Origin of the sequence: Alkalihalobacillus deserti, assembly GCF_020734105.1 — a bacterium.
Classification (GTDB): Bacteria; Bacillota; Bacilli; order Bacillales; family Bacillaceae_D; genus Halalkalibacter; species Halalkalibacter deserti.
The window spans coordinates 446,161-467,417 of record NZ_JAJAFR010000001.1 but is presented as its reverse complement, the minus strand read 5'-3'; the positions used below and the strand labels follow the sequence as shown (position 1 = coordinate 467,417).

General features: G+C 37.3%; 18 protein-coding genes and 1 pseudogene. 1 reads left to right on the top strand and 18 read right to left on the bottom strand.

The genetic code is table 11. The features are described 5' to 3' along the window. Positions 1-45 precede the first annotated feature (45 nt). Together LDX58_RS02345 and LDX58_RS02340 are read right to left on the bottom strand one after the other, a co-directional pair. Positions 46-1,410 carry an MATE family efflux transporter gene (locus LDX58_RS02345; RefSeq protein ID WP_227935245.1) on the bottom strand — a complete coding sequence of 455 codons (1,365 nt, stop codon included), beginning with the start codon at positions 1,408-1,410 and terminating at the stop codon, positions 46-48. A gap of 293 nt (positions 1,411-1,703) precedes the next feature. Then, positions 1,704-2,525: a hypothetical protein gene (locus LDX58_RS02340; RefSeq protein ID WP_227935244.1), complete on the bottom strand. Its 822-nt coding sequence runs from the start codon at positions 2,523-2,525 to the stop codon at positions 1,704-1,706. Positions 2,526-3,582: 1,057 nt separating this feature from the next. Here LDX58_RS02340 and LDX58_RS02335 point away from each other — a divergent pair. After that, positions 3,583-4,848, top strand: coding sequence for an L-lactate MFS transporter (locus LDX58_RS02335; RefSeq protein WP_227935243.1), 1,266 nt, complete (start codon positions 3,583-3,585; stop codon positions 4,846-4,848). Between the two features lie 87 nt (positions 4,849-4,935). Here LDX58_RS02335 and LDX58_RS02330 read toward each other — a convergent pair whose 3' ends face one another. From LDX58_RS02330 to LDX58_RS02260, 16 genes and pseudogenes are all read right to left on the bottom strand, one after another. Further along, positions 4,936-5,076 carry a hypothetical protein gene (locus LDX58_RS02330; RefSeq protein ID WP_227935242.1) on the bottom strand — a complete coding sequence of 47 codons (141 nt, stop codon included), beginning with the start codon at positions 5,074-5,076 and terminating at the stop codon, positions 4,936-4,938. 136 nt (positions 5,077-5,212) lie between these two features. Further along, the gene (locus LDX58_RS02325; protein ID WP_227935241.1) at positions 5,213-5,968 is read right to left on the bottom strand and encodes a DNA polymerase beta superfamily protein; all 756 of its coding nucleotides are present in this window, start codon (positions 5,966-5,968) and stop codon (positions 5,213-5,215) included. Positions 5,969-6,282: 314 nt separating this feature from the next. Next, complete coding sequence (locus LDX58_RS02320) at positions 6,283-7,074, bottom strand: Cof-type HAD-IIB family hydrolase (RefSeq protein ID WP_227935240.1); 792 nt, start codon at positions 7,072-7,074, stop codon at positions 6,283-6,285. Between the two features lie 246 nt (positions 7,075-7,320). After that, positions 7,321-7,632, bottom strand: coding sequence for a WYL domain-containing protein (locus LDX58_RS26575; RefSeq protein ID WP_227935477.1), 312 nt, complete (start codon positions 7,630-7,632; stop codon positions 7,321-7,323). A gap of 20 nt (positions 7,633-7,652) precedes the next feature. Beyond that, entirely contained in the window at positions 7,653-7,796 is a 144-nt protein-coding gene (locus LDX58_RS02310) for a hypothetical protein (RefSeq protein WP_227935239.1), read from the bottom strand. 262 nt (positions 7,797-8,058) lie between these two features. Further along, positions 8,059-11,151 carry an AAA family ATPase gene (locus tag LDX58_RS02305; protein ID WP_227935238.1) on the bottom strand — a complete coding sequence of 1,031 codons (3,093 nt, stop codon included), beginning with the start codon at positions 11,149-11,151 and terminating at the stop codon, positions 8,059-8,061. Further along, a complete protein-coding gene (locus LDX58_RS02300) occupies positions 11,148-12,305 on the bottom strand; it encodes an exonuclease SbcCD subunit D (RefSeq protein WP_227935237.1) in 1,158 nt (385 codons plus the stop codon). The genes LDX58_RS02305 and LDX58_RS02300 overlap by 4 nt, the downstream gene beginning before the upstream one ends. Before the next feature lie 861 nt (positions 12,306-13,166). Next, positions 13,167-14,066 carry a benzoate/H(+) symporter BenE family transporter gene (locus LDX58_RS02295; protein ID WP_265416522.1) on the bottom strand — a complete coding sequence of 300 codons (900 nt, stop codon included), beginning with the start codon at positions 14,064-14,066 and terminating at the stop codon, positions 13,167-13,169. A gap of 34 nt (positions 14,067-14,100) precedes the next feature. Further along, positions 14,101-14,418: a benzoate/H(+) symporter BenE family transporter gene (locus LDX58_RS25745; protein ID WP_265416521.1), complete on the bottom strand. Its 318-nt coding sequence runs from the start codon at positions 14,416-14,418 to the stop codon at positions 14,101-14,103. A 254-nt stretch (positions 14,419-14,672) separates the two neighbouring features. Continuing rightward, on the bottom strand, positions 14,673-15,014 hold the full coding sequence (locus LDX58_RS02290; RefSeq protein ID WP_265416546.1) for a pentapeptide repeat-containing protein: 342 nt from the start codon (positions 15,012-15,014) through the stop codon (positions 14,673-14,675). 125 nt (positions 15,015-15,139) lie between these two features. Further along, positions 15,140-15,310 carry a hypothetical protein gene (locus LDX58_RS02285; RefSeq protein ID WP_227935236.1) on the bottom strand — a complete coding sequence of 57 codons (171 nt, stop codon included), beginning with the start codon at positions 15,308-15,310 and terminating at the stop codon, positions 15,140-15,142. A 654-nt stretch (positions 15,311-15,964) separates the two neighbouring features. Next, positions 15,965-16,178 (bottom strand): annotated as a pseudogene (locus LDX58_RS02280) (GMC oxidoreductase); the annotation flags it as partial. A gap of 229 nt (positions 16,179-16,407) precedes the next feature. Next, positions 16,408-17,304 carry a DMT family transporter gene (locus tag LDX58_RS02275; RefSeq protein WP_227935235.1) on the bottom strand — a complete coding sequence of 299 codons (897 nt, stop codon included), beginning with the start codon at positions 17,302-17,304 and terminating at the stop codon, positions 16,408-16,410. A 179-nt stretch (positions 17,305-17,483) separates the two neighbouring features. Next, positions 17,484-18,611, bottom strand: coding sequence for an NAD(P)/FAD-dependent oxidoreductase (locus LDX58_RS02270; RefSeq protein ID WP_227935234.1), 1,128 nt, complete (start codon positions 18,609-18,611; stop codon positions 17,484-17,486). 390 nt (positions 18,612-19,001) lie between these two features. After that, positions 19,002-20,588: an acyl-CoA synthetase MbcS gene (mbcS, locus tag LDX58_RS02265; RefSeq protein ID WP_227935233.1), complete on the bottom strand. Its 1,587-nt coding sequence runs from the start codon at positions 20,586-20,588 to the stop codon at positions 19,002-19,004. A gap of 115 nt (positions 20,589-20,703) precedes the next feature. Then, positions 20,704-21,252, bottom strand: a complete 549-nt coding sequence (locus LDX58_RS02260) for a hypothetical protein (RefSeq protein WP_227935232.1) — start codon at positions 21,250-21,252, stop codon at positions 20,704-20,706. Between the last annotated feature and the right edge of the window lie 5 nt (positions 21,253-21,257).

Below are 21,257 nucleotides of genomic sequence, written 5' to 3'. Positions count from 1 at the left end.
AACAAAAACTAGCAACTATTTACTCGGGATTTTTCGAATGCTTGGTCAAATACCCTCACTCGCTTCAATCACTCTTTTTTGCACGATAATTAACCGAATAAGAAAACCAATCGCTGCACAAGTCAAACCGAGAATAATACCAATCCAAAAACCAAAAGGACCGAGAGTAGTAAAAGCAGCCAGCACATAACCTGATGGAATCCCAACAATCCAATAGGAAATAAAAGCAATTATAAACGGAATCTTTACATCTTTATACCCTCTTAAAACACCTTGTAATCCTGATTGTGCACCGTCAGAGATCTGATAAAAAATCGCTAAGATGAAAAATTGCCCTGCAAGTAAGACTACCTGACGATCCTGCGTATAAAGGTAGGCAATCGGCTCTCTAAATACAAAAAGAAACACAGAACCAATGATTAAGATCCCAATTCCTCCTAGAACACCAAGAAGACTATATTGTCTAGCTGCTTTAAATTTCTTTCCACCGACCGAAAAGCCAACGACAATCGTTAATGCCATTGAAATGCTTAACGGAATCATAAAAACAAGGGATGTAAAGCTAAATGCCACTTGATGTGCAGCAATGGTAACGGTCGTAAACATCATTCCGATCAACAAAGTGACAATGGCAAATATACTTGCTTCAAAGAAAATCGAAAGCCCAATTGGAATTCCAATTGAAAGCTGTTCTTTCCACGCTTTCCACGAAGGCACGGCCCATAGAATAAATAATCGATATTTCCTAATTGCCTCAACTTTAAACGTCATCCAAATACTAAATAAAAGAATGATCCAATAGGTGATTGCAGTTGCATATCCGGCTCCGATCCCACCGAGTGCTGGCAAACCAAGTTTCCCAAAGATAAATCCATAATTTAAAAGAACATTAAACGGAACAGCTAGAACCGTAATAATCATCGTGATTCGCGTGTACCCATGTGCATCAAAGAAATAGCGAAGAACATTGGCAACAAACAAAGGAATAATTCCAAGAGCAAGACCTATCAAGTAATGAAAAGCTATATGGTAAACATCGGGGTTCAGATTCATGAGCATTAGGATTGGATCAAGTAAAAAAAATCCCGCAAGAACAACCGCAACAGCCAACACTACCGATAAGTAAAGTCCCTGTATGACAGAATCAGATATTTTTTCTCGTCGGCCACTACCGATTAAATGCGCTACAATTGGGGTAACAGCTAGTAAAATTCCATTTATCCCAGAAAAAACTGGCAACCATAAGCTCGACCCGATGGCTACCCCTGCTAAATCATTTGTTCCAACCCGCCCCGACATCATCGTATCGACTAGATTCATTGCATAAAAACTAACTTGAGTCACCATAATTGGCCATAAGATAGCCAAAAATAACCCTAGCTTTTCTTTCCATATTTCCGCATGATACATGCTAATTCCTCCGTAATGTATGATCTTAGTCGTTTATTTTTGTAGTTATACGGTCAATTTAAATAAAACTTCCAACTAACAATTCACTACACTTTTTCATTATATCTCAACCGCATTAATAATTAGGAACACAAAAGGCTCCTAACTTTTTGGTCAAAGGAGCATCCCTCTATTGTACACTTCCTAGTCTGAAATGTCTTTGCTTTTTTCTATACGCAAGACTGCCTTCCCTACATAAAAAAACATAAGAAAACGACTCCCGTCATTTCTTATGTTTTCTAAGTAAAGAGAGACTAAACAGATTTAACAGAATCAAAAGCTGATTTATTCTGAGTTTGAATTTGCTTCACCTCAGAATTTAATTTAGCCAAAGACTGATTGAGATGTTTCGTTACTTCTGTCGAAACCGCTTTAAGTTGGATCAATTGTGTGTATAGTTCTAAGTGCATTTTCTCTTGCTCTCTATGTTGTAGCACTAACGCTGCTGTTTTTTTCAGCAAATCCTCTACTTGCAACTGAGTCAATTTATACTCTTCTTTATTCTCTTTCACTTTCTTTAGTAAGTCTTCATGGTCAATCTCTTGTAACGCAACTTGTTGAACTAATTCATCATGCCTTACTTTCTGATCAAGTTGCTCGCTTTCCACTTTTTGAAACTGAAGCACTTGTTCTTGTATATAAGTGTGATGTTGACTGATTTCTCCATATAAGTCTTTTTTTGCTTTTTCCAGATGAATAACTTGCTCTTCTAGCATGTGTTTAGATTGTATCAATTCTTCAAACTGCTTTTTAAAATCGTTATTCTCTTTTTCATATCTTTTTACTTTCATAAGGAGTTCTTGCTGTATATCACTTTTTTCTTGGACTGTCTCCTTTAGTTCATCATGCATTCTTTCAAGCTTTTGCGTGAATCCTTGCTGCTCATTAAGCTGGTTTGAAAAGGTTCTATGAACTTGCCCATGAGTTCCGATCGTTCGTTGTACTTCACTGAAACGCGCGTGGATATTATCCATTTTACTGTTTCTATAAAAGAATGGTTGATTAACATGGTTGGGTTGTTTCTCTACATATACCTTAGGCTCTTTGTTTGTATTCACTTCGTTTTCCTTGCTCAAAATATCCACTCCTTCTTAATGATGTTATCGTTAGTTTATGAAGGCTTAGGAAAGTGGGTGTATAAAGAATAAAGGTTTTTACGACTTGTTCTAGAATGGCAACTAAGGCAAAACAAAAACGACCTCCTACCCAACTTGGATAAGAGGTCGCTATACTATCGATTCGTCATTCATGAACTTGTTAATCCCTTTCTTACACAGTGATGTATTTACTTTCCTTATACCCCGTGTATCATCTGATACACTTCGCTAACGCTACGTCATTGGAATCAGTCCTTTCATGGCATTCATTTATGGTAATGCACCTGCTAAGAAGAACTGCTTCACTTCCTTAACTCCTTTCATTAAATTTGATTGCTTAGGCTTTTGCCTACACTTATCATAGTGAATAATTAAACTTTTGTAAATATTCAGATTAGTTAGTTTTTTGTAGTTATTATACTTTTTACTTTATTTTTCTCTTTAAATCTACAAATATCTAACTATTTTAAATTCTACTTTAACCACGTTTCCTACATAGAAATAACTGCTCATCACACCGATTAAGAAGCCCTCCATTTTTCAAACCAAAAAGTAACTCGAATATCGAAGGTTCGCTTGATTCAAGTCAAGTTTCAGAAGTAAAGTACCTCTAGAAAGAACTTCAACTGATTTATTTTTCTAGCTAGCAAAATAAATCAGTTTACCCTAATGCTCGCAGTACTAGTACTGTTGTTAAGTCTCCAAAAACGATAGCTGTAGTGGCAAATGTGCTACTCCGAACAGAAGAGCTACGAGAAAATTCGGTATCTCTTCCCCTTATTTGCTTGAGGTTAACACTTTGAGCCACACGATCAAAGTCATACCAAACAACCGAAGCATGATTTCTTCGGTAAGGCCGCCATAAAACATCGCTAAATAACCTTTCCACCAAGCAACAAGTGCTGAACTTAAAATAACTCAACCTGCGTTACACCATACAATGTTTATAAATTATTTAAATTCATTGATTTTTATCATAATGGGATATATCCTAATATATGTAAGGGCTTTCAAATTGATTTAAAGGAGGAAGAACATGAAAACAACTAAAAACAGGTGGTTCATCGCGTTATCCGCAATTGCTATACACCTCTCTATTGGTGCAGCCTACGCATATAGCGTTTACACCTATCCGATCAGCGAAGCTATGGGTTGGTCACCAACCCAGGTGACCATCGCCTTTACCATTATGATGGCACTTGCAGGGTCATCAGCTGCTTTATTTGGAAAGTTCGTCGAACGCAATGGACCGAGAAAATCGGCCATGCTTGCTGCCGTACTATTCGGTTTAGGCCAAGCTGGATCTGGTATTGCCATTGCCATTGGATCATTGCCACTTTTTCTACTTACATATGGTCTAGCAAGTGGCCTCGGTCTAGGTATCGGCTATATTTCACCGGTGTCTACACTTGTTAAATGGTTTCCCGATCGTAGAGGATTGGCAACAGGAATGGCCGTACTCGGATTTGGTGCAGGGGCTTTAATCACAGCTCCCGTTGCTGCTAATTTAATGGCGACAATTGGTATAACAAATACATTCTATTTATTAGGGAGCTGTTATTTTATTCTAATGATGCTAGGCGCCTCTTATATTGCGCCTCCAGAAGAGGGCTGGATGCCAGCTTCTATGAAAAAAGACATTGCCTCTGGAAAAAAAATCATCAAAAAAGACTTACAACAATTAACCTCTAAAGAAGCAGTAAAAACGAAACGTTTTTGGATGCTTTGGACAATGATGCTAATCAATACAACCGCTGGAATCATGATGATTTCTGTAGCTTCTCCAATGGCTCAGGAAGTGGTAGGTTTATCAGCCGCTGCCGCTGCTACATTGGTTGGAATCATGGGAATCTTTAACGGTGGCGGTAGGCTTGGTTGGGCAACCTTATCCGATTATATAGGACGCCCTACAGTGTTTATCATTTTCTTCTCAATTCAAATTATAGCTTTTTTAACACTGCCTTTTATAACAAGCATTATTATGTTTCAAATTCTGATTCTGCTTGTTGTTAGTTGCTATGGTGGCGGATTTTCAAACCTCCCTGCTTTTGTCGGAGACTTATTCGGAACGAAACAGCTCGGTGCAATCCATGGCTATCTGCTAACTACTTGGTCTTTAGGTGGTGTTTTTGGACCGATGATCGTTTCTCAAATTAAAGAGAGAACGGATAGTTATATTCCTGTTTTTTACGTTTTCTTGGCATTAATACTTTTCGCCTTCATTATTTCTATTATGATGAAGCTAGATATTAAAAAGAGTGAAAAAGCACTGCAAGAAAAACAAAAGCACGCCGTTTCTTAATAGAATAGAAAGACTAACCAGTCGGTCTGATGGATTACAAAACAATAGCAAAAAAGGCAAGGAAGACTCCTTGTCTTTTTTGCATCATTATTCTTTTATCCCTTCAAGCCAATCCTTGTAACAATCGGGACATAACGCTTTATCTACGTGTTCATTTCTTTGAATAAATAACCCATGATGATAATTATCTTCAAAGGTTGCTTCACAATAAAAACATTGCTCATCCATGTTTTCGTTTCCCCCTAAATGATCAGCTTGTTTATATAATGACCAATAGGTCTAAAAATAAAATGAGCGTTTTTTGTTAATGATGACAAAAAATACATTTAAGAGATAAGTTATAAATTTGTTTCAAGTAAGCAAACTAAATTCGAAATGAACTTTTTTGTATTTCAAGTGAAATAGTTTGAGCAATCATCTTATATAAAATATTTGCTACCGTTTCCTTTACCTCTTCTCTAGATGGTTGTTCCATGTACTTTTTTTCTAACAATTGAAAAACGGTTAATTTCTCTTTCATTATTTCATCGTATTGATCTTTCGTAAATAATCCATTTTTGATTCCAATCATAAACTTTCGACTCTTATCATCGTACTGAATAGCCTCTTTAAAACTTGTAAATTCATTTGCTGAGAATCTTTCGATAAAATCTAAAATACGATAGGCATGCATTGCAGACTTCGAATCAAAACCAACTTTTTCTACCAAGTATCGTGTTCCTTTATTTCCCTTTTTAATATATTTTTTTTTACTTTCATACATCCCCTTGCATGCTCTGTATAAATAAGGCAGATTCATGGTAGCAATCTCGTCTCTTTGCGCAATAATTTGTTGGATGTAATTATTTATCGGTCTATTTTGATTGATCGTCATATCAATCGAGAAAAGTACTTCAACAAAATTCACATTTGACTTCCAGAAAAGATGAACTAATTTTCTTATGTCATGAAATTCTTCATCAATTGTTTCCCCCACTTTGCTCTCTGCGTAAAGCTTTCCATGATATAAATCAGCAAACATAGGAATCACAAACACTTTATAATCCTTATCTGATTCTGGAGTGGCTAAATTATAGTTAGCTGATCCAACTAATGCTTTGAATGCGATTTCTCGTTCCATGGGTCGCCCTCCTGCCTTTGTGTACTATCCTTGTCTCAGAAAAAGGAGACTTAAACTTGTTAAGCTTCATTTGTTCCTTGGCCAGAAAGTCCTTAATAACTCGTTTTCACTAAACGTTAAGTTTACACCAATACAAATGAGCTAAAAAAGTCCTTCTAAGAATTCAGAAAGACTTTTCGCCCATAAACTGATAAAACGTTGAGAATGAGCGACCCCTATAATTTTTAGTAATAATCAATTAGCCTTAATTTATTCATGCTCTATTCGTTGCATACTTCAGTTCTAAAAATGTAAAATTTCTACTAACTACTTCTCTATTCAACTAAACCTAATCTTTTCAATCCGTTAAAGATTCCTGAATTCGTTACATCAGTTGTTTTATGCTTAGCATATGGAAAAAGCTGCGGTTGAGCATTCCCCATGGCAAATCCAGCCCCAACTGAACTAAGCATTTCCTTGTCATTCATCCCATCTCCAAAGGCAATAGCTGCTTCTTTGTGATAGCCAAGGAAATCTAACACCTGCTGCACAGCGAATCCTTTATTAACTTTGTCACGAATTACGTCATAGGCGTGATCTTTAAATCCTTCTACATTGATTGGTGACAGATGGATGACACCAGTTTCCTCATAGAGAGCTACATCATTTACATCTAGATTCATTAGGGATATCCCTAGAATGTCATGGCTATAAGCTGAATGATACAAATCATTATGTTTTAAATGAAACTGCTTGATAAATTTTCTCATAACCGGAGCTTTTTTCGTAGTGAGAAGATTTTTTTCATTTGTGTACAGGACCGCTTCATGACCCTTGTCTTTCATGACTTTTAAAAAAAATTCAACTTTCCTTGCCTCCATCGGCTCCATACATACCTCTTTTCCTTTATGTATAGCGTAGGCTCCATTGTAACCAATAAAGGATTCAATTTGTAATTCTTCTCCGATTTCACTAAGCTCATGTAGTGGTCGTCCTGTTGCAAGGAACACCTCTAATCCTTTTTGTTGAACTTGTTTGATCGCTTCTTTCGTCGATCTTTCAATCTCGTCTTCTGGAGTTAAAATCGTTCCATCAATATCAAGAAATAAGATTTTATGTTTTGGCATCTTTTTTCTCCTTTAATGCATTTCTTTACAAAACCAACTGAATAGCACTTTAAACTTCTCAAGGTAAAAATAGTATAACATGTTGTATTTTTCTATTATTTGGTTTTCTAAGTTAAACATACAAAAATTAGGATTCCAAAATTAAAAATCTAAAAAAATATAACTGTGATTCAAATCACAGTTATATTTTAGTAATTCTTTTATTCTAGAATTAACAGAACAACTTAACAAGAGGTTATCTTCATTTTAATTTAAAGGAGCGATTGATATGTTGAATGTATGTTGAACGTATGAGCTAATATCCCTTGATTTCTTGATGAACTTCTCAAACGTAATCGAAACATTCCGCATGCGGGCAAGCGGATAATGTCTTGAATTTTTGGTTTTATCATATGCGATATCATCCCCTATCAAATAATAAAAATTAGATTCCCAAACAAGGGCATAAGGCTTAATCTGATAGTGGTTCCCTTTATGTCGCAATTGAAAGTCTTTATGTATGTTCACATCACCATACTGAAAAGAAATGATCTTGCTTTCAGTTATCGCTTGATGAATCTGGTCAATATGAAACTTGATTAATTGATGTCACTGTTAATCGATTGATGATAAACAATCGGATCTGGAAACGTCTTAGCTAGATCTAGATGTTGACTCGTTAGTTTCTTCAACTGTTGAACAAGGTTTCTTTTTTCCTCTTCCGTAATAAATCTTGCTGACAAAAAAATAGAAACTTAGTTCGTTCCCATACTATTCGAAGAACCCTTCCCCTAGTATTGGTTCAACTAATCCATCGTCTCCACTCGCTACAAGGATTTCTACTGTTAAGATTGCTGAAACTTTTTTAAAATTTTGTTTCCTCCGTTTTCTATTGTCTGACAAAGAAAACAGCCACTGAATAAAGGACAATGTTTACCTTTGTAAGTGGCCTCTCGTTTTCATCTTTTTCAGTGGCTTCTATCGTAAGTAGGGTGCTTTCGTCATCTATTTAATTATAAAAGTCGTCCGACTATGTCCTTCTCGTGTTTTCTTCACGTCCAAAATAGCTGGAATGGCTTGCTTTAACTCTTGAACGTGAGAGATAATTCCAATCATCCTTCCTGATTGTTGTAGGTCGATCAATGTATCAATCGCTTTATTTAAGGACTCTTCATCTAAAGAACCAAACCCTTCGTCAATAAACATCGTTTCAATGGAAATCCCACCTTGATGAGACTGAATAACGTCAGCCATACCAAGAGCTAAACTTAAGGAGGCATTAAATTTTTCACCACCGGATAAGGTTTTCACATCACGGTTGTGCCCAGTATAGTTATCAAATACATCAAGACCAAGGCCACTTTGTTTTCCCCTTTTTTCAAGTCGTTCACTTCGGATCAGATGAAATTGACCATTCGATAGACGATTTAAACGTTGATTTGCGGCTTGAACGATTTGTTCCAAAAATTCAATTTGCAAATAGCGCTCGAATGACATCTTTTTCGAGTTCTCTCCTCTAACCACATCGTAAAGATCTTTATGAAGATAAAACGTTTGTTCTGCTTCTTTAACTTGTTCATGAGCAACTTGAATATTATTTTTTGCCTTAACCGCAGTTTCATAGAACTGATTCACTTGTGTTAAATCATGTTGAACCACTTCTATCTCTTGACCTAATAACTTCAACTGATCGTCTAGGACCATTAAATCTTGGTGTTCCTTGCCTTGAAGCTCTTTTTCTGTATCGACAATCTGTTGTGTTAGTGAAGAGATATTCGTTTTAAATAACTCGACTTCAGTCTTGATAGCTTCAAGGTTTCGTTTAGGTATTTTTGAAGCAACATACTCCTCTTCCGAAGCAAAATTCGCCTCTAAAAGAGCTTCCTTAAACATAGTAAGAGCTTTTACCTTTTTTTCTAACATTACCTCAAGCTGCTGAATAAAATTTTTCAATGTCATGTCTGCTGTTAGTTGGCGTTCTTTTGCTTGATTCAGCTGTTGTTGAACAAACTGCCACTTCTGTTCCAACTTTTGTTTCACTTGTTCCGCAATCTTTATTTCCCCGGCAAGTGCTTCAATTGATTGCAATTGTTCAGGAATCACGTTCATTTTCTGCTCAAGTAACGCTTGCTCTGTTTGATAGCTTGATTGTTTTTGATTCAACAAAGATTCAGTTTGCGTTTTTTCCGTTTCTAATTGTTCTATGTTATCTTCTATTTTCTCTTGCGCTATTTTTAGTTGCTCAACTTTTTCTTGGTCAACTTTTAAACATGTCATTTCTGTTTGAAGTCCTTGTTCAACCAGAGATAACTGCTGAAGGTCAGCTTCGGTCTGCTTAACCTTTACCCCTAAGGAAAGCAATTCCTGTTCTTTCTCGTTTGTCTGTAAGTAGACTGCGCTTAGTTCAGCCTGCAAAGTTCGGTAAGCCCCATCTACTGCATCTTTTTCGAGACGCTTTTGCTCAAGCAATTCTTTTGTTGGGATTTCCGCTGTAAACTCTACAGGGTTTGGATGCTCTTCACTACCGCATACTGGACACGGTCCCCCCTGATGGAGATGCTTGGCAAGTAAACTTGCTTGTCCTTCAATCCAAAGTGTTTCTAACTGGTCATAAGAAGCCTTTATTTCCCCTAACTTTTCCTCTTTGTGCAAAACTTGATCAGAAAGCTCTGTTTGCTTTGCTGATAAAGCTAGATAGCCTTTTACTGCTTTAAGTTGCGACTGCACGACCTGTAAATTTTCACTTGTTTCAGGTATTTTTTTTATATTGATCTCTAAGTGCTTGATTTGTTTAACAAGAGTTGTCTTTTCATTTTTCTTGCCTGTCAGTATAAGCACAATCTGCTCAACATTTTCTTGAAGCTCCTTTACTTCTTGTTTCAATAAAGCAACCGATTTTTTTTTCTGATCCAGTTCTGATACATCAGGAAGATAATCTTTAAGCTTATTAATCGTTAAACTAGCTTCTTCACGGTCTAGCTTCCTCTTTTCTTCCTCTGAATAAGCCATTTGCGCTTTCGTGAAAGATGTTTCTGCTTCTATTAATTCTGACTTTGCCGTTTTTCGGTTTTCCTGCAGCTTGTCTTCCTCGGTTGTTACTTCAAGGAAGTAACTCTCATGAATTTCAATTTGACTCGCTTTCACGGCTTGGCTAAGTTTCTGTTCTTTTTCCTGAATAATGGGAAGCTGCTCATCCAGTTTTAATTTTTGTTGGCGCTGGTTTTCTAGCGCAGCAAACCGGTCATTGATCGCTTTCGCTAAATGATACTCATTTGTTTTTTCTTGTAAGTGTTTCTTATTTTTATCTAATAGTAATTGCTGTTTGTTTTGTTCCTCAAAATAGAAAGCAATCTCTTCGGCTAACGCTTCAAGCACTTGATAAGTATTGTGGTTTTCTTGTTCAAACACCTGAACAAGAAGGGAATCGTCTCTTTTCGGGAGATTTTTCTCTAGATTCTTTATATAAAGATCTCGCTCTTGGCTTTGTTTCTCGTATTGCTTTTGTGATGCCAATCGTTTTTCATTCAGTCCCTCCGTCATTTGCTTGAAATGAACAGTCCGAAAGATCTTACGAAGAATTTCTTCTTTATTTTCGGTATCTGACGTCAGCAGCTTACGAAATTCACCTTGTGGTAGCATCACAATTTGTCTAAACTGATCTTTTGTTAGACCAATGATCTCTTGAATTTTTTGGTTGACGTTCCCTACTGTTAACCGATCCACTAATAGAATTTCAGATTGATTTGTCGTTTCATATAATTCGTATTTGTCACCCGTTGGTGTTTTGTTGGTTCCTTTAATATGAGGCATCTGTCGAAAAACACGATACGACCGTTCACGTAATTCAAACTCAAAATTAACAGAAGTATGAACGTCATCTTCAGCAAACTGGCTTCGTAACATTCGTGAATCGCTTCTGTCTTCACCACTTGCATCTCCGTATAAAGCAAAACAAATCGCGTCAAAAATCGATGTCTTCCCTGCTCCTGTATTCCCAGAAATGACAAAGAGACGATGTTCTTTTAAATTTTTAAAATCAATGGTTTCTTGATGTTTATAAGGTCCAAAGGCCGTGATCGTGATTTTTAATGGTTTCATCCTCGCTCACCTTCCCTTTGCAAAGTTTCTTGTAAAACGTCGCGAAATAACTGTTCTGCGTCTGCCTGTATTTCTTCGTTTTTCACCTCTTTGTAAAAAGCTTTGAAAAGAGAAAGGTCGTCCATTTTAGAACGGGAGACTTTGGATGTTGATTCCTCGCTTGTCATTACGGCTTTTATCGCTCGTTCGACATGCATTGCATTTGGATATACAGAACGAACACGCTCCATTGGGTAAATGACTGGGTTTTCATCCAACAATCTGATGAATACATAATCTTCATTTCGTTCATGTTGTTCGATCTCATCTATTTTGCCTTCCACCGTTCGAATCTGTCGTCTTGGTTCAAGCAGTCTTTTTTCAACGGTTGTTTGTCCGTCTTTATCTAGCTCAACTACATAATAGCCCTTTTTGTGGCGTTCTTCAGAAATGGAGTATTTTAACGGAGAACCAGCATAGCGAACTTTTTCAATTCCGACATGATGGGCTTGGTGTAGATGTCCAAGAGCTGTATAATGAAATGAATCAAAAAGACTTGCATTCACATGCTCGACCCCTCCAATTGCTAAAGGGCGCTCTGAATCACTCGTGTTTTCTTTTTTTTCACCACCTGGCGTTACAAAAGCATGACCAATAAACACATGACGAGCATCACGATCCATCGACTTTGAAATTTCTTCTATAACCACGCGCATCGCATCATCATGCGTGCGGATTTCATCGTTTTCCAACTCATAACGAACTTTGCTTGGTTCTGCATATGGAATGAGATGGAAATGTACAGCACCATGCTCATCTTGAAGAACAATCGGTTCCACTAACTTCGTAAACGAACCTTTAATATGAAATCCCGTTGATTTCATGATTTTGCTGCCAAAATCTAATCGCTCTGGCCCATCATGATTTCCACCTACGGCAAGAACTGGCGTTTTTAACTTAATAACAATCGTCTCTAAAATTTCATCCAATAAATCAACCGCATCTGTTGGTGGAATGGAGCGGTCATAAAGGTCTCCAGCAATAATAACAGCATCCGGCTTTTCTTCTTCAACCGCTTGTACAAATTGTTGTAAAACATATTTTTGGTCTTCCGTCATATATACACCTTGAACAAGCTTTCCAAGATGCCAATCGGCCGTATGAAATAATTTCAAATTGAACACCGTCCTTTTACCGTTTCGTGGATTAAATAAGCTATAACTCAAAATCACACTTGCTACAACATAATCGATACTGTCATTTATTCTATATACAGTATGTCAGAAAAGGTCTACCGAAAATGGTATACCTATGACGACCGTTGCAAATCTATAACTCTCTTTAATAATAAAGAATAACTGAATATTTCTCTATCGAAAAGTCTCCTAAACAAGGAGGTGATAAAAGGTTAAATCACCTTTCTAAGGCGTTTGCTCATTGTCACTTGTCAATCTCCATTAATTTATAAAATGGATTAACTTAATGAATACAGACCTTCCACAGAATCAGGACTTAATTTATTGATTAATTTAATTCAGTTCATTAGCACTCTGCCCTCTTCCTACATAAGTTATTAGGAATATCATCTAAATCGACCCTTTTAAGGAGAATTGCCAAATGAACCTCTATCACTATCACGGATATTCCCCCCGCAATCACTTGGTTTAAATCCTTATAACAATTCTTATTCGCAACCAGAACGAAATGGCTTTTTTCAACAGCAACCTTAAAGGGAGAATCTTGAAAACAAAATAAATGAACTCGGAAGACAAAATCAGCAGCAAGTCAGAGAACTCACACGACTTAATCAAGAAATCAACCGTTTAAACGGGGAGTTAAATCGCATTAACGGAAAATCAGTCGTTTAAATCAAAGAATGAACTATAATCCGAATAAATGAAACTGTGAAAAGAATCCTTTGTTTGGGTTATAGAGTCTGTATGTTAGTCGGTTACCTTTTTTAAAGAACCAATTATGTTTTCAGGAATTGTGCTCATTAGCAAAAAGAAGAACGATTCTCATCTTAAGCCTGTTTACTATGCAGACCATTTTCTCTTTCCTCGCTCTGTTCTTGTGGCAACATTGCTTCTATTTCTTTCAACAAACCTTGCAATAAGTGTACCTATTAATAATGCCCAAACTGGTGCACCTATATGAAATACAGTAATATTGGAAACCGCGATGACAAACGAAAATGTTGCACCCAGTTTCACCGTTGGGTTTGAGAAACTAAGGTGTAGGCTATTTGCGAATACGCTAATTAGTACAAAACCAATAAGGATGGAAACAAATGCTTGTGGTAATGAAGAAATAAATGGGACTAGTTTATATGAAAGTAATCCAAATAAAATGATTATTATCCCTGAAACAACCGACCCCATGTACCTTTTTTCCTTTGGACCTGCTTCCTTGTCCGCACAAATCGCTGTCATCATTCCTGCTATATTCGCAGACTGTCCCCCAAAAAAACTAGTAATCATTGAAAAAATACCGCTGGATGAAATAATCCGATTTACTTGTGGGCGGTAATTATTTTGTTGTAACGCCCCAATACCGACTGCTGCATCGTTGCTTAAAATAAGCAGGGAAAGCGGAAGCGAAACCGAAAGAAAGCTTAATAGGTTAAATTGGGGAAGAAGAACGGTCGGATAAACAAAAGATGTTTGCGTAATCCCGCTCTCTAGTGATTGTGTAAAGACGAACATGATAAATGCCGTGGTAATTGCCGCGAGCATTGGTGGTATCTGCCTTACCCAATTACTAACAACAAAATAAACTAAAAGCGAAGCAATACCAATCGATGCCATTTGCTGAATCGAACCAACGAAATCTATCATATATTTCATGATCATTCCTGCTAACATCGCTGCAAGTACTTCTTTGGGAACATAGTAAATTAGTTTTGCAAATAAACCACAATAGCCAATGACAAACATTAATAGACCCGAAAAAAGATAAGCCCCTAATAACTCATAGTAAGTAAACTAAAGAGGTAACCGTTGCAAGAAACGCGATTCCTGTAATCGTATGTGCCCCAACGATAGGTATTCGATAATACAGTGGAAGTAATATACTATATACTCCGCCAATAACGTAGATTGAAGACATCCAAAGAATTGTCTGTGTCATCGTAAAATTTCCATTGGCTGATGCTTGCAGTAAAAGTACTGGTGGTCCTGTCATTACAAGTAAACTAGCTACAAGACCTGCTGAAATATTTTTTTGATTCAAATCTTTCAGAGGAAAGGTGTCCCCCCTTTTCCCCAGTAGCTTTTGAAATAAGTTCATAAACTCTCCCCTTCAAATTTTTGTAATTAATATATTTACTCATTATACAGCCTTAGCTAAACAATTTAAATCGCATTGTTTTTCCTATTTTTGTTCTTGAAAGCTATTTAACATGTAATTTTAACCTTAGCAGTTTAGGGATTTTTTTAGGACACTGCGCTTCCTTTAGCCTTAATAAAAAAGAACAGCGACGCATGAAGCGAGCTGTTCCAAATCATCATCCGTTAATTCACTAAAGAACTATATCATAAATTCTATTCTTTAATTTTCAATCCCAACATTGTAGCAAATCCAATTGCTTGTTCAGGAGAAACTTCGCAACCGTCCAAATTTTCCAGAGCTACATTGAGTCGGTCAAATATACACGTACTAATATCTATTCCCTTTAGTAGCGTTTGAGTAAAATCAATATCGTTAATATCGCATTGATGAAACTTTACTTTGCTAAGTTTACAGTCGGAATAGTTAACACTCTGTAACGACGAATCACTAAATATTACTTGTTTTAATCGAGCATCTACAAAGTCACTCAAATTTGCGATGCAATTTTCAAATGAAACATTTCCAAGATTAGCTTCTGAAAAATCTAATCCCATTAGTTTGCATTCTGTAAAAGTGACTCTATGTATAATACCTTCACTAAAGCTAGCGTTAGACAGATCACAGTTTTCAAAAGTCACATCGGTCATATCGATTTTATTAAAGGAAGCATTTATGAACGTTACATTTTTAAAAATGACTTTAGATGATCAATCTCCTCATAATCGACTCTTTGATTAGTAATAATACAGTTAGATAGATATGGATCTTCATCATGATAAATGTCTTGTAAATTTGCTGTTTCTAAATCTAGTGGAATTTTCGGAAGTTCTATTTTAAATCTTTTTGTCAAAATAACGCCTCCATAAATGATTAGATAGTAAGGAAACTATATCATAAAGATAGTTAATTATAAGTCTTTGATTTTTTATGGAATTGTGTCTTCAAATTGATTTTAACAATTGTTCTCTTAAACTAACTGCGTCATAATTTTAAATATACTCCTTCACAATCTACCGCAATAATTGAAAATAACAAAGAAAAATAACATGTTTTTAGTACTTAATGAAGAGTAAAGAGGATGAATCAAAAGAAAATCTTTTGACTCATCCTCCCACCTTGTAGTATCGTTTATCCGAAAACTTCACAAAGGCTACATGTAATAATATTAGTATATTAAACTGCCATCTTAAAGATCGAGCCTATTTGTTATTTGATCTTTAATCCCTTTTCAAGGAAAGAAAGAGTCACTAATTACTTTGTAATATTTCTCAAAAAATTCAATCCGACTCTCTTACATGCTTTTAAGCTTTTTTTCAGGGCTTCATTCCTCTTCTTTAACGACCTCTCGAGCTCTTTTTCACTGTTTCTAGGCTTTATCCGTCTTCTATGATGTCCTCTCTTCAGAAATTCGAAACATCTATCGCTCGGATCAAGTTATAAAGGGTCGATCTTTTCTAAAAAGTAAATATTACCTGTAGTTCATCTAATTATAAGAACGCTCTCATTATATAGATTGCTGAATAATATAATCTGCTGTACGTATTGCTAATGCCACCGTTGAAAGTGTGGGGTTGGCCCCAAGTGAGGGCAGAACGCTGTTATCTGCGACAATAAGGCCAGATATCCATGTATTTGACCGTACTGATTGACGGCGGAAGTTGAGGGATCGATCCCCATGCGACGGTTCCTGATTCGTGGTTATCATCACCTGGAGGTCTTAAGTAAACATCAGGTTGACCTTTCAACGAGCCTAAGGATTCCATCACTTGTCTTGTGCCCTCGGTCACTAAAAAAGTCCCTTTTAGCAAATTCGAGGAAGTAGCAATAGCTCAACACGTTGCGCGCCCGCTGTGAGAACGAAGCAACCATTCCGCTCATTGCTTCAAGAGCACTGAAAATCACACCTTTTTCAGTGCCCTTGGAATCTGCTTCTTGTTATAACTATTCCTATAAGCTTTCCTGCTTTGTGAATTTTTTCTCAACATTTGCTTTCTTCCCTTTCCAATTTACTAAGAAAATTCCAGTAAAGATTAACAAGCCACCTAACATGATATACCATTTAATATCCTCATTTAATAGCACCCACCCTGAAAGGACACCAAAAAAAGGAGCTAAAAAGAGAAATGCACTAACCTTGCCTGGATCACCTTTTTCCAATAGATAGAACCATACTGCAAACTGAACGATCGACGCCATGATCGCTAGCCAAGCTAAAATCGTAATCGATTGGAATGAAATGATAAAGAAGGGCGTTTCAAGAAGAAAACTTGACACTAATAAAGTAAGACCACCGAATAACATTTGATAGGCAGTTAGCACCCACGTATCAAACAGATTTCCCCATTTTTTTATAAGTAACGTACCAATCGCCCATGATAAAGCGGATAAAAAACCTAATACTGTTCCGATCTTAAAATCAAGGTGTGCTCCTAATGTGATAAAAACCCCAATAAAGCCAATGATAACTCCTAGCCACTGGCGAAGCCCATATTTTATCTTCAAAAATAAAGTGGCAAGAACGACTACGAGTATAGGATTTATAAAAGTAAGAATGGACGTTTCTCCTGCGTTAATCGTTTCTAATGCAACGAAAATACAGCCCATAACTCCTCCTGTTTGCACGAATCCTATTATCGCTATTTTGAACCAGTCACCGCCTTGTTTAGGATGATTTCTTTTAAACATCCTAACGATAACAGCCATGATTATTCCCGCAAACGTAAAACGAAGAGCCACTAGTAAAAGTGGCGAAGAATATTCTAAACCTATTTTTCCTATGGCAAATGATGATCCCATCAAAGCAGTTGTTAAGATGACTAAAAGTGAAAAAATAATCTTATTCATATGAGGCCGCCTATCTCTGCTTTTTTTCTTTTTAACTATTAATCCATTCGCTTCTTTAAGCCCTTTCTCATCTATTAATGTTCAATGTACACGAACAAAATCCCTGTATTTCCATTGAAAACAAAAAGAACCAAGTTAGTTCTTTCGAAAACTAATTGATTCTTTGATAAAAAGTTCTGCTAGTGTTTACTCGCTTCAAATGCAGCGGTTGCATCATAAAGTTTAAGATCAATCTCCGTGTCTTTTCCAAGTGCTAACTTAGCAAGCTCAGCTCCAAGATATGGACCAACTGTTAACCCTGATGATCCTAATCCGTTTGCAACCAAAATTCCCTGATAATTTGCGACAGTACCAATTACCGGGAGAAAACCTGGGGCTACCGGCCTGAAACCTACTTTTGTCTCTAGTACTGTGCTATCAAATAAGCCCGGTGCTATCTTAAGAGCTTTATCAAAGATATCATGAATTCCCCCAACTGTTACACGGTGGTCAAAGCCTCGATCATCTTCGTGAGTCGCTCCGACCACGATTCGCCCCCCTTCAAACGCTAGCAAATACTGATTCGTAGGAGGCATGACAACAGGCCAAGAACTTGTATCTGTATTTGGTATTTCAAGATGAACGATTTGAGCTTTTTGCGGCTTAATTTTAAAATGAATGCCTAAAGGTTGCAACAATTCATTCGCCCAAGCCCCCGTTGTAACAATTACCTCATCAGCAAACAATTTATTCCCTTCAAACTGAATTCCAGTCACTTGGTTATTTACAAACATCAACTTTGCATCTGCTTCTATGTATATGGCTCCATGTTTTTTCGCCGCTGAAATTAATGCCTCACAAAGGGACTTTCCGTTCACACGGGCGGCACCACTAACGTGAATAGATCCGTACTCGTCTGCTAGTGGTGGAAACAAAGCTTTTGTTTCAGAAGGTGACAACCTTCTAATTTCACCGATCTCTGGTGCTTCCTCACGACGTTTTCGAACTCGTTCCTCCATCTTATCTAGTTTAGCTTCTTCCGAGTGAAGACTAATGGCACCGACCATAGCATAACCTGTCTCCGTTTCTCCTTCCGCTTCTAATTCGGAAATTAAAGCCGGATAATACCTCGCTCCTCCTCTCGCTAGTTGATACCAAGCTTTGTTACGGCGTTGAGATAGCCAAGGACAAACGATTCCAGCGGCAGCGTCCGTCGCTCTCCCTCGCTCTTGACGATCAATTAACGTGACCTTTGCCCCTGCTTTTGCAAGATGATAAGCCGTTGCAGCACCTAAAATACCAGCTCCAACTACAATGTATGAATTCATGAAAAACACCTTCATTTCAATTTATTTGCCCAATGATACTTGGATATTCTTGTTTAACTTCATCTAATTTCCGTTTACGGTTCAGATGGTTTGTTCAATCTTATCATTTTACTCCTATCATGCTTTTGAACTCAAGGTCAGTAAATTAATGAAGAACTTCCCCCGTAATTATTGACCATAAAGATATTTCTGTATGCTAGGTCTTTCCTCTTATTGATCAATCCAAATTAAACAAGGCTACAGACGCATAAAAAGTCATCGTAGATAGACTAACAAGAAGTTAGAATTAAAAAGAGAGGCTAGGGGTTCAACTTCCCCCAAGCCTCAAAATAAAACCTCTTAACTACTAGTACCTACTAAAAAAATAGTTTTATAATGATCTAGTATTGTTTACAAAGTACTCTTACCTTTTTCAAGCTGCCTTAATTCAACACGACGAATTTTTCCAGACGTAGTTTTAGGAAGTTCCTCGACGAATTCGATCGCTCTTGGGTATTTGTACGGAGCTGTCATTTGTTTGACATGCTCTTGTAATTCCCTCACTAAATCTTCATTTCCTTCTGTTTGCTCTTTTAAAATAATAAAAGCTTTGACAATCGACCCACGAGTTTCATCAGGGGCAGCGACAACCGCACATTCCTTCACCGCCGCATGCCTAACTAACGCATCTTCTACTTCAAAGGGACCAATCGTATAGCCAGAGCTAATGATAATATCATCAGAACGTCCTTCAAACCAAAAATAGCCGTCTTCATCTAATGATGCCTGATCTCCTGTTAAATACCAATCACCACGGAAGGCAGCTACCGTTCGTTCATGATCATTTAAATACCCTTTAAAAAGAGCCGGTGTACTACGATGAACAGCAATATCCCCTACTTGACCAGCCGATACAGGATTACCCTCTTCATCAATAATCGCTATTTGATTTCCAGGTGTCGGTTTTCCCATCGAACCTGGTTTTACTTCCATCCCCATTAAGGTGCCGACTAATAGCGTATTTTCCGTTTGTCCGTATCCATCACGAACTTGAACATTAAAATGCTTCTTAAATGTATCAATCACTTCTTGGTTTAATGGTTCACCGGCACTCACGGTACTTCGCATAGCAGGAAGCTTAAAGCGTTCAAGTCCATCTAGTTTTGCCATTAAACGGTATTCAGTCGGCGTACAACAAAGAACACTGACTTTATATTTCCCCATTAAGCTTAAGTATTTTTCAGGATTGAATTTGCCATTAAATACGAAACCAGTTGCACCAGCCCCTAAGGTTGACATAAAAGGGGTCCAATTCCATTTCGCCCAACCAGGCGCGGCCGTAGCCCAAACGACATCGTTCTCTTTTACATCAAGCCATAATTTAGCAGCTACTGCTTGATGAGCATAAGCCCAACTATGAGGATGAATCACGCCCTTAGGATTCCCTGTCGTACCAGACGTATAGTTCAGAAAAGCAATGTCACTCGCTTTTGTTTGAACCATCTCAAATTGATCGGATTCTGATTTTATTAAGTGATCATACGTCATCCAGCCTTCTTTCTCTTTACCTACCGTAATAAAGTGCGTTAAGCTTTTGGCACTAGAGCAAATTTGATCAAAACGATCCGTTAAGGTATCGATACAAATCGTCGCTTTTGCTTTTGAATGCTCAGCACGATACAGAAGGTCTTTCTCTCTTAGCATCTCTGATCCTGGAGAAATGATTAACCCTAGTTTTAATGCAGCGAGATAAATAGAGTATGCTTCAGGAATTCTTGGGAGCGTGATGATGACTGTATCACCTTGTTCTAACCCTATTTTTTTTAGGGCATTGGCAAATTTGTTTGATTCTTTTCTTAGTTGTGAGTAAGTTACCTCCCTCGTTTCGCCCTCTTCATTCTCCCAGAGCAGGGCTACTTTCTCTGGCTCGTCGGCAAATCGATCAATATCTTGAGCCATGTTATAGTATTCTGGTGCTTGTAAATTAAGTTGATCCATCATCTTTTCTCCCCTAACTTATTTAAATTGCATTTGCAATTTAAACGTTTTGTAGTTTTTAAAGAGACTATATGAACAAATATTCATCTCTCTCAACAATCCTAACCTTACATTTCTAGCTGATTGTTCCAGTTGGCATAATAAGATAGTAGACGCTAGCAAAAAATATGAAAACAGCCAATACAGATAGATACGCTTTAATGCCCTGAAATTCCTGTGTCACTTCTACGATTTTCACACAAATAAGAAACATCCATCCAATACCTAAAACTAAAGGCACTACGAGAATTAGCCCACCAGCTCCTACCAGAAATGGTACTCCAAGAAGACCTGGAACCAATGCAACGGAAACAAAATTGTTTAATTCCCTCATCCTACCAGGACCTCCGAACCCTTTTGCCCCCGCCCATAAGAGAAGTGTAAGTCCTAATTTCGTTATAATCACAGTCAAAAGACCAAACACCACGAATAGAGATGGGACAATCACTCTTCGAAGCATAGGTGATTCAAAGCTTATAATATAGTTGGCGTTAGCGATAATGGAAAAAATGCCGTAACCAAGGCCGACAATGAGAAGGATCATTCGACTGTACAACAGGGCCTTCGGGGTATCAACAAATACCCGGAAGGCTTGTGCATCTAAAGCAATCATTCTTCCAAACAATGGGA

Excerpts from the sequence above, each read along its gene's own strand:
- LDX58_RS02345 (WP_227935245.1), bottom strand. The coding sequence starts at position 1,410 with ATGTATCATGCGGAAATATGGAAAGAAAAGCTAGGGTTATTTTTGGCT.
- LDX58_RS02335 (WP_227935243.1), top strand. The coding sequence starts at position 3,583 with ATGAAAACAACTAAAAACAGGTGGTTCATCGCGTTATCCGCAATTGCT.
- LDX58_RS02330 (WP_227935242.1), bottom strand. The coding sequence starts at position 5,076 with ATGGATGAGCAATGTTTTTATTGTGAAGCAACCTTTGAAGATAATTAT.
- LDX58_RS02325 (WP_227935241.1), bottom strand. The coding sequence starts at position 5,968 with ATGGAACGAGAAATCGCATTCAAAGCATTAGTTGGATCAGCTAACTAT.
- LDX58_RS02320 (WP_227935240.1), bottom strand. The coding sequence starts at position 7,074 with ATGCCAAAACATAAAATCTTATTTCTTGATATTGATGGAACGATTTTA.
- LDX58_RS02305 (WP_227935238.1), bottom strand. The coding sequence starts at position 11,151 with ATGAAACCATTAAAAATCACGATCACGGCCTTTGGACCTTATAAACAT.
- LDX58_RS02295 (WP_265416522.1), bottom strand. The coding sequence starts at position 14,066 with ATGTTTGTCATTGGCTATTGTGGTTTATTTGCAAAACTAATTTACTAT.
- LDX58_RS25745 (WP_265416521.1), bottom strand. The coding sequence starts at position 14,418 with ATGAACTTATTTCAAAAGCTACTGGGGAAAAGGGGGGACACCTTTCCT.
- LDX58_RS02290 (WP_265416546.1), bottom strand. The coding sequence starts at position 15,014 with ATGGGATTAGATTTTTCAGAAGCTAATCTTGGAAATGTTTCATTTGAA.
- LDX58_RS02275 (WP_227935235.1), bottom strand. The coding sequence starts at position 17,304 with ATGAATAAGATTATTTTTTCACTTTTAGTCATCTTAACAACTGCTTTG.
- LDX58_RS02270 (WP_227935234.1), bottom strand. The coding sequence starts at position 18,611 with ATGAATTCATACATTGTAGTTGGAGCTGGTATTTTAGGTGCTGCAACG.
- mbcS (WP_227935233.1), bottom strand. The coding sequence starts at position 20,588 with ATGGATCAACTTAATTTACAAGCACCAGAATACTATAACATGGCTCAA.